Origin of the sequence: Kitasatospora sp. NPDC001261, from assembly GCF_042896795.1 — a bacterium.
Taxonomy (GTDB): Bacteria; Actinomycetota; Actinomycetes; order Streptomycetales; family Streptomycetaceae; genus Kitasatospora.
The window spans coordinates 100125-107263 of record NZ_JBIAXP010000038.1 but is presented as its reverse complement, the minus strand read 5'-3'; the positions used below and the strand labels follow the sequence as shown (position 1 = coordinate 107263).

At 71.6% G+C, this 7139-nt stretch carries 6 protein-coding genes and 1 pseudogene; 3 read left to right on the top strand and 4 right to left on the bottom strand.

The features are described 5' to 3' along the window. Nucleotides 1-550 precede the first annotated feature (550 nt). Nucleotides 551-1582, bottom strand: coding sequence for a transposase (locus tag ACFY4B_RS37985; RefSeq protein WP_387975743.1), 1032 nt, complete (start codon nucleotides 1580-1582; stop codon nucleotides 551-553). A 228-nt stretch (nucleotides 1583-1810) separates the two neighbouring features. Between ACFY4B_RS37985 and ACFY4B_RS37980 the strand changes: the two genes are divergently transcribed. Further along, on the top strand, nucleotides 1811-2530 hold the full coding sequence (locus ACFY4B_RS37980) for a DinB family protein (protein WP_387975740.1): 720 nt from the start codon (nucleotides 1811-1813) through the stop codon (nucleotides 2528-2530). 472 nt (nucleotides 2531-3002) lie between these two features. On the opposite strand, the pseudogene ACFY4B_RS37975 reads toward ACFY4B_RS37980, so the two are convergent. Continuing rightward, nucleotides 3003-3394: pseudogene (locus ACFY4B_RS37975) on the bottom strand (transposase); the annotation flags it as partial. 495 nt (nucleotides 3395-3889) lie between these two features. Next, complete coding sequence (locus tag ACFY4B_RS37970) at nucleotides 3890-4771, bottom strand: alpha/beta fold hydrolase (RefSeq protein WP_387975737.1); 882 nt, start codon at nucleotides 4769-4771, stop codon at nucleotides 3890-3892. Between the two features lie 186 nt (nucleotides 4772-4957). On the opposite strand from ACFY4B_RS37970, the gene ACFY4B_RS37965 reads away from it, so the two are divergent. Next, a complete protein-coding gene (locus ACFY4B_RS37965) occupies nucleotides 4958-5392 on the top strand; it encodes a MarR family transcriptional regulator (RefSeq protein ID WP_387975759.1) in 435 nt (144 codons plus the stop codon). Between the two features lie 20 nt (nucleotides 5393-5412). On the opposite strand, the gene ACFY4B_RS37960 is transcribed toward ACFY4B_RS37965, so the two are convergent. Continuing rightward, on the bottom strand, nucleotides 5413-6339 hold the full coding sequence (locus ACFY4B_RS37960) for an AEC family transporter (protein ID WP_387975734.1): 927 nt from the start codon (nucleotides 6337-6339) through the stop codon (nucleotides 5413-5415). 308 nt (nucleotides 6340-6647) lie between these two features. Here ACFY4B_RS37960 and ACFY4B_RS37955 point away from each other — a divergent pair, with 308 nt between their 5' ends. After that, nucleotides 6648-7106 carry an HD domain-containing protein gene (locus ACFY4B_RS37955; protein ID WP_049659345.1) on the top strand — a complete coding sequence of 153 codons (459 nt, stop codon included), beginning with the start codon at nucleotides 6648-6650 and terminating at the stop codon, nucleotides 7104-7106. The last annotated feature ends 33 nt before the right edge of the window (nucleotides 7107-7139 follow it).

The following is a 7139-nucleotide window of genomic DNA, read 5'->3' as shown; positions in this document are numbered from 1 at the left end:
GGTCCGACAACCGCTCACCCGCAGGCGACTTGACCTGCCCCACCCTCGCCACACCACACCCAACGAGCCAAAGCCATCAAAGTCACTGGCATTGGGCCTAACCCTCCACCGACGGCGCCGGCCAGCTGTATCCGGTCCCTGCTCCCGGCCCCCTTCCGGAACGGGGCCCACATCCTGCCGCCTGGCCGACTTCCTGCGCCGTTACTCAGGTTGATCCTTGACCAACGGGGTGGGGGCGTGCTCACCGGGGCGCTGATCGCTGTGGTCCGGTTCGGTCGCGTTCGATCAGCGTGGCGGGGACCTTGACGGTCCTGCCCACGTCGCAGGGGGTGGCCTTCGTCCGGTTCGGGATGCCGGGTGGCCGGCCGGGGCCGGGCGTGCTGGGTTTGGGCGCACGGGCCGGACTGGGCAGGTGGGGGTCGGATGTTCCGGAACCCCCGGCGGACGCGGGTCGGCGTCAGCGCGACGCCGGGGCGGCTGGTCTTCTCCCAAGGGCGGCGCTGGTCGGCGGCGAGTGGGGCGGCGAGGCGGAGCTGGGTGTGGGCGATGATCACGAGGTGTGCTCCGGGTCGAATCTGCGCAGGTAGCTCGACCAGATGAAGTCGATGTCATCGGCGGTGGCGCCCGTCTTGGAGGACCGCAGCCAGACCGGTGGCGCGTCGCGGTCGCCGGGCAAGTGGTCGACCTTCAGCCGGATCAGGGTGCCCTCGACCAGCGGGAGTTCGCCGTCGTCGCCGATCCAGGCGGAGCGGTGGGTGAGGTAGGGGTGGACCGGTCCCACGCCGTCGTCTCGGCCTTGCCGTAGCGCGGGGTGTCGTTCCTGGTGGTCAGCGTGGGTTCGGGCCAGGCGGCGGGGTCGGCGAGTGGGTAGCGGGGCCCGCGCTTCGGGGGTCCCGCCCTTCGGGTCGTAGACGTAGGCGGGCTTCGCCAGTCGCAGGACGCGGTCCGAGCGCAGGCGGCCGACGACCTCGACGGGCAGGTCCCGCAGCACGTACGCGAGGCGCATCGGGTCGTAGCCCGCGTCCATCACGATCATGATGTCCGGGTCGCCGTCGCGCCACTGACCCGCGGCGACCAGGCGCCGGACCACCTGCCGCAGCTGGGCGGCGGTCACCAGCGCAGCATCGTCGGTCGGGCCGAGGCGGACCACGTCCAGGACCTGCGTCCACGAGGTCCGGTCCGGGGTGAGCGCGGTGACGAACGAGTAGGGCCAGCCCGGCACCACGTGGTTGGACGCCTGGCCAGCGCGGCCGTGGACCAGGCAGAACAGCCGCTCGAGCGAGCAGGCGGCGGCGGAGCACAGCCACGGCGAGACGTCCACGGTGAGCACGATCCGGCCCGCGAAGCGGGGCAGTGGCAGCTCGGCCAGCAGGTCCCGCAGCAGCTCGGTGTCCAGACGGCCGCGGTCGAGCGCGCCGTACAGGGAGCCGTAGCCGCGGCGGTGCTCGGCGGTCAGTGACAGCTCCACCGGCGTACGGGTGGGCGCATCCGAGCACAGCAGCGCGTCGGTCGGCTCAAAGAACGCGTCCGCCCGCGCGGACAGGCTGGCGTAGTAGTCCTCCCGGAAGAGTGACAGTTCCACGAACATGTCTCGCCGGGTGGCAAGTCGGAGCACACTCATCGGCACGGCCCCGTCGTCGATTCCTCGATCTCCTCGCAGAGTCAGGATCACGACCGGGCCGTCCCCATGTCCGCCGATCACCCGAACGAGTGAGCCATCGACGAGCGCAATCAGGGCCCGATGCCAAGGAACAAGCTAAGTCAAACCGGGGAGGCCGGCTTGTCGGCGCTCGGACCTAGTATGCGGAGCATGACGCGATATATCGACGAGGATCTGCACAGTGCGGAGTTCCGCGAGTGCGATCTGACCGGGGCGCGCCTGATCGGCGTCGTCATGCAGGATGCCGTGATCGACGGGCACGTCACCAACCTCGTAGTGAACGGTGTCGAGGTCACCGAGTACGTCGAGGCAGAGCTCGACCGGCGTCATCCGGTGCGGGTGCTGATCCGCTCCGAGGACCCTGACGATCTGCGCGAGGCATCGCGTCAGCTCCATGCCGTCTGGGCCGCCACGATCGAGCGAATCCGCCGTACGCCCGGCATCGAGCGCCGCAGCGTGAACGACGAGTGGTCGGCGGTGCAGACGATGCGCCACCTGGTCTTCGTCCACGACTCGTGGTTCCGCCGCTGCTGCCTGGGCTCGACGGAGCTGTTCACGCCGATGGGCATTGGGCCGACCGTCGAGCCCTACCGTGGAGCGCACGGGCTTGACCTCTCGCTCGATCCGGCCCTCGACGAGATCGTGAGTGTGCGTGACGCGCAGGCCGCCGAGCTTGAGGCCTGGCTCGATGAGGTCACCGCCGTGCAGCTCGCAGCGCGAGCGCCGGTGCCCGACGACGATGTCTGGCCGCCGTACGCCCGGGGCCGCTTGGTGCGGCAGTGCCTCGGCACGGTGCTCAAGGAGACCTTCGAGCACCACACCTTCTGCGTTCGCGACCTCGACCTGATCGAGGCACAGGACGCCGAGTAGGACCGACTACAGACAACGTGCACCCAAGCCGACCCGCCCGGGCCCAGGCCGGCCGGCGTCCCGAACCGGACCAAGCCCCCCGCTGCGACGTGGGCAAGACCGTCAAACGCCCCGCCCCGCTAGCGAAACCGAGCCGCACCATAAGGAACAAGCTCAGGTTGAACCCGCCTCGCCGCAGAGGCTGAGAGCCGTCGATCCGCGGGTACGCCCTCGTCGTGCGATACGTGCGCGGCGTCGGTCCACCATCCAGGAGTAAGAACTCCTAACGAAATGGTCTTCGATGGTCGGTTCCAGTCGCTGGGGTGCCATCGGGCAGCATGGGGCGATGAACTCGGATGAGCCGGTGCCTCTGGAGTTGAAGGTCCTCGATACGACCTCGCTGGTCAGGCTGGAGGAGCGGGCATGCGAGCTCGGCCTCAACCAGCGGCTGAACCCGGCATGGGTGCAGGCGAATGCGGCGCCCGATGGAACCCAGGCTCAGGAAGGCCTCGTGGATGTCATCGCGGATCTCCCAGCGGATGCGCAGGTGTCGGAACCAGTGCAGGTGGGCGAAGGCGCGTTCCACGACCCAGCGTTGAGTGCCGAGTCCGGAGCCGTGCTCGGTGCCTCGGCGGGTGATGAGCGGCTTCACGCCGAGGTTCCAGGCCAGGCGGCGGTACTTGTCGTGGTCGTAGCCGCGGTCGCCGAGCACGGCGTCGGGCCGGCGCCGGAGCCGGCCGCGCTTGCCGCGAACGGACGGCAGTGCCTGAAGCAGTGGAATGAGCCGGGTGACGTCATTGCGGTTCCCGCCGGTCAGGGGGCGGCGAGCGGGATACCGTTGGCGTCGGTGATCAGGTGGTGCTTACCGCCCGGCCGCAGTCGCTCGCTTCCCGGGCTGAGTGAGTGGCAATTTGCTTAAGTGGAGCGGGAGATGGAGCGATGTCCGCTCCCGTCGACGGGTCTCGATCGTCACCCTGATCTGCTGCAAACCCGGCGAACAGTCCCGGTGGGACGACGGCCGGGGCAAGCGCAAGGCCTGCAAGAGCTCCGCCCGGACTGATCGCCTCCCTGTCCCGACCGGCCGCCTGTGAAGCGCCTGCTGCCCTGGCGAGCGAGTGCGCGAGGGCTTGTCGCGAAAGTGGATCTCGGCGGTGAAACGATCACGCTCCGTGGGACATGGCAATCTGACGAATAGTCAGTTGACCTGGTTTGAACAGTTGTTGCCGCAGGGCATCAAGCCGAGCCGACCGCAGGCGTGGACACGGCGGCAACTGATAGGCGGCATGCGGTGGCGGATCCGGGCCGCGCCTCCTGGTGCGAGTGAGTGGGGGGACGTGAGAAGTCGGATGGGCCGACTTCTCATGCTGCGGGGGTACGTGGTCAGGGGTGGTGGGTGGGGGTGAGGAAGGTGGTGAGGCGGGGGTTGAGGTCGTGGGGGGCGGCCATGGGGAGGGTGTGGTGGGAGGTGGCCGGGATGATGGCGACTTCGGCTTGGGGGAGGGCGTGGCGGGCGGTTCGGGCGACGGCGTGGGGGTCGTGGGTGCGGCCGTGGGCGGCGAGGAGGGTGAGGACGGGGGCGGTGAGGGTGCGGAGGCGTTCGGGGGTGGGGCGGGGGCCGGTGACGACGGGGGAGGCGGGGAAGTCGGCATAGCCGAGGGCGTAGAGCTCGCGCCAGGCGGGGTCGGGGCGGGGGGTGGTGCCGGTTTCCCAGTCGAGGTAGGCGCGGGCGCGGGCCGGGGTGCGGTGGGGGAGGAAGAGGGGGAGGGCGCGCAGCAGGTAGCCGGGGCGGAAGCCGGCGAAGCACTGGGTGGGGTCGAGCAGGGCGAGCCGGCCGACCCGGGTGGGGGCGTGCAGGGCGTACTCCAGGGCGATCCAGCCGCCGTACGAGTGGCCGCAGAGGTCGGCCTGTTGGACGCCGAGTCCGTCGAGGACGGCGTCCAGCCAGCCGAGCAGGCCGGGGACGCCGTCGAGGGCGGCGCCGTCGTGGACGCTGCGGCCCGGGTCGCCGATGAGGTCGACGGCGAGGACGCGGAGTCCTGCTTCGGCCAGGGCGCCGGCGTTGGCGAACCACAGGGTGGAGGTGGCGCCGCCGCCGTGGAGCAGGACGAGTGGGCGGCCGTCGGCGGGGCCGCAGGCGTTGATCCGGGTGGTGCCGTGGGCGGTGCGGACGGTGAGCGCTTCGACCGGGACGGGCCAGCGGGCGAGCAGGGCGTCGTAGGCGGCGAGGAAGGGGGTGAGGGAGGGGGCGGTGCGGGCGGACATGAGGGCCTCCGCGGGTGTGGTGTGATGGCGGCCGAGTCGGCTGGACCACTCGCCGAGCAAGTGTCGCGGTGAACGAGTGTCACGCTGAACACGTATCGTGCTGAACAAGTATCTCGCTGAGCGAGAGAATAGTCGCACATGCCCTCCCCGAGGAAGGACGACAGGGTGTCCGAGGTTGCCGACCCGATGCGGCTGGTGCACCTGCTGCGTGGCCTGACGGTCGAACTCGACCTGTTCGGCGCCGAGTTCGCGGCCCGCAACGGTCTGCATCCGACCGATCTGCGGGCGCTGATCCACCTGCTGGACGCGGCCAGGGTCGGGGAGGTGGTCACCCCGGGCCGGCTCGGCGAGGCGCTGGGGCTGAACTCGGCGGGCACCACCGGCCTGGTGGACCGGCTGGAGCGGCTCGGGCTGATCCGGCGCGAGCGGGACCCGCGGGACCGGCGCCGGGTGCGGCTGCTGGTGGAGGAGCGGGCGATGGAGCTGGGGGAGGGCTTCTTCGGCGGGCTGATCGGCGATCTGGTCGCGGCGATGCGGCAGTTCGAGCCGGGGGAGCTGGACACGGCCCGGCGCTTCCTGACGGCGATGACCGGGGTGGTGGCGGCCGCCCGGGAGAACTGAGTGTCCAGGGAGGGCCGGGGCTACGCGGGGCCGAGGGTCCAGCTGATCACCGACAGCGTCGCCATCGACACCAGCGTCGACCAGAGCACCGCGTCCCGCGCGAGGGCGATGCCCTGCCGGTACTCGCGGGCGTAGGTGTACACGTTCTGTGCGGTGGGCAGCGCGGAGAACAGCACCACGGTGAGCAGTTGGTGCGCGGGCAGGTGGAGCAGCGGGCCGGCCACGGCGAGGGCCACCAGCGGCTGGACCAGGGTCTTGAGCGCGACGGTCAGCCCGACCTCGGTGCGGCGCGGACGGCCCTCCGCCGGCGGGCGGTTGTGCAGCGATATGCCGAGGGTGATCAGCGCGGTCGGGACGCCGGCGCCGCCGAGCAGTTCGCAGGAACGGTTCAGCTCGGCGGGCAGGTGCAGTCCGGTCGCCGAGGCGAGGGCGCCCAGGGCGGTGGCCAGCAGGATCGGGTTGCGGACGGGCAGGGTGAGCAGCGCCCGCCGCCCGGCCGCGCCGCCGTCCAGGACGGCCAGGACGGCGGGGGTGACCACCAGGATCTGGAACAGCACCACGGGCGCCACGAAGGAGGCGTCGCCGAGGACCTGCATGGTCACGGGGATGCCGAGGTTGGCCGAGTTGACGTAGCCGGAGGCCATCGCGCCGACGGCCAGTTCGCCGGGTTTGCGGTGGAACAGCAGCCGCCCGACGAGCAGCCCGAGGCCGATCGTGACCACCGTGCCCGCCGTGAAGGCGAGCATCGAGGCGTTGGCGAAGCGGTCCAGCGGGGTGCGGGCGATCATCAGGAACAGCGCGGCCGGCATCGCCACGTGGAAGACGAACCGGTTGAGCACCGTCTCGGCCTGCGGCCCGAGCAGCCCGGTGCGGCCGACGACGTAGCCGACGCCGGTGAGCGCCCAGATCGGCGCGAAGGCGGACAGCAGGGGGTGCAGGGCTGGCATGGTTCCTCGGATCGCTCGGGCGGATCTGCCGGTGCGACGGGGGTCTCCCGTCGGGGGCGCCGACTCCCGAGCGCGGTGACCCCCCGAAGCCCATGAACCCCCGGGGCAGTAAACCAGTGGCCGTCGGCGAGGTGATCAACGGGCCTGTCGCGGGCACGCCAGCCGGGTCGGGCCGTCGGCGGGATCGGCGGGCCAGGCACGAGGTCGACCGCCAAGGAACGCGGCCGACCGCCAGGAACGAGGCCGACCGCCAGGAACGCGGTCGACCGCCCGGAGCGACGCCGACCGCCCGGGCCTACGATGAGCCGATGGAGGACCAGTACCTGAGCCTGTCCGAGGTGGAGGCGATCGCGCGCCGGGCCCACCGGGGGCAGGTGGACAAGAACGGCCACCCGTACGGCGAGCACATCGCGGCGGTCGCCCACGGGACGGCGGCGCGCGGCGGCAGCGCGGCGCAGGTCGCGGCGGGCTGGCTGCACGACACCGTCGAGGACGACCGGCTGAGCCGGGAGTGGCTGGCCGGGGCCGCGCTGCCGGAGGAGACCAAGGCGATCGTGGACGCGCTCACCCGGCGCCGGGACGAGCCGGTCGAGGAGTACACGGCTCGCATCCTGGCCACGCCGGGCGCGCTGCTGGTCAAGCGCGCGGACCTGGCGCACAACTCCGATCCGGCCCGCCTCGCCGTGCTGGACCCGGCGACCGCCGAGCGGCTGGCCGCCAAGTACGCGCGGATGCGCGAGCTGCTCGGACTCACCGGCGAGCTGTAGTCCCCGAGCCGGGGCCCAAGGAGCCGGGGCCCG

Bases quoted from the DNA above. Each gene is read 5' to 3' on its own strand.
- ACFY4B_RS37980 (WP_387975740.1), top strand. From the start codon at position 1,811: ATGACGCGATATATCGACGAGGATCTGCACAGTGCGGAGTTCCGCGAG.
- ACFY4B_RS37970 (WP_387975737.1), bottom strand. From the start codon at position 4,771: ATGTCCGCCCGCACCGCCCCCTCCCTCACCCCCTTCCTCGCCGCCTAC.
- ACFY4B_RS37965 (WP_387975759.1), top strand. From the start codon at position 4,958: ATGCGGCTGGTGCACCTGCTGCGTGGCCTGACGGTCGAACTCGACCTG.
- ACFY4B_RS37960 (WP_387975734.1), bottom strand. From the start codon at position 6,339: ATGCCAGCCCTGCACCCCCTGCTGTCCGCCTTCGCGCCGATCTGGGCG.
- ACFY4B_RS37955 (WP_049659345.1), top strand. From the start codon at position 6,648: ATGGAGGACCAGTACCTGAGCCTGTCCGAGGTGGAGGCGATCGCGCGC.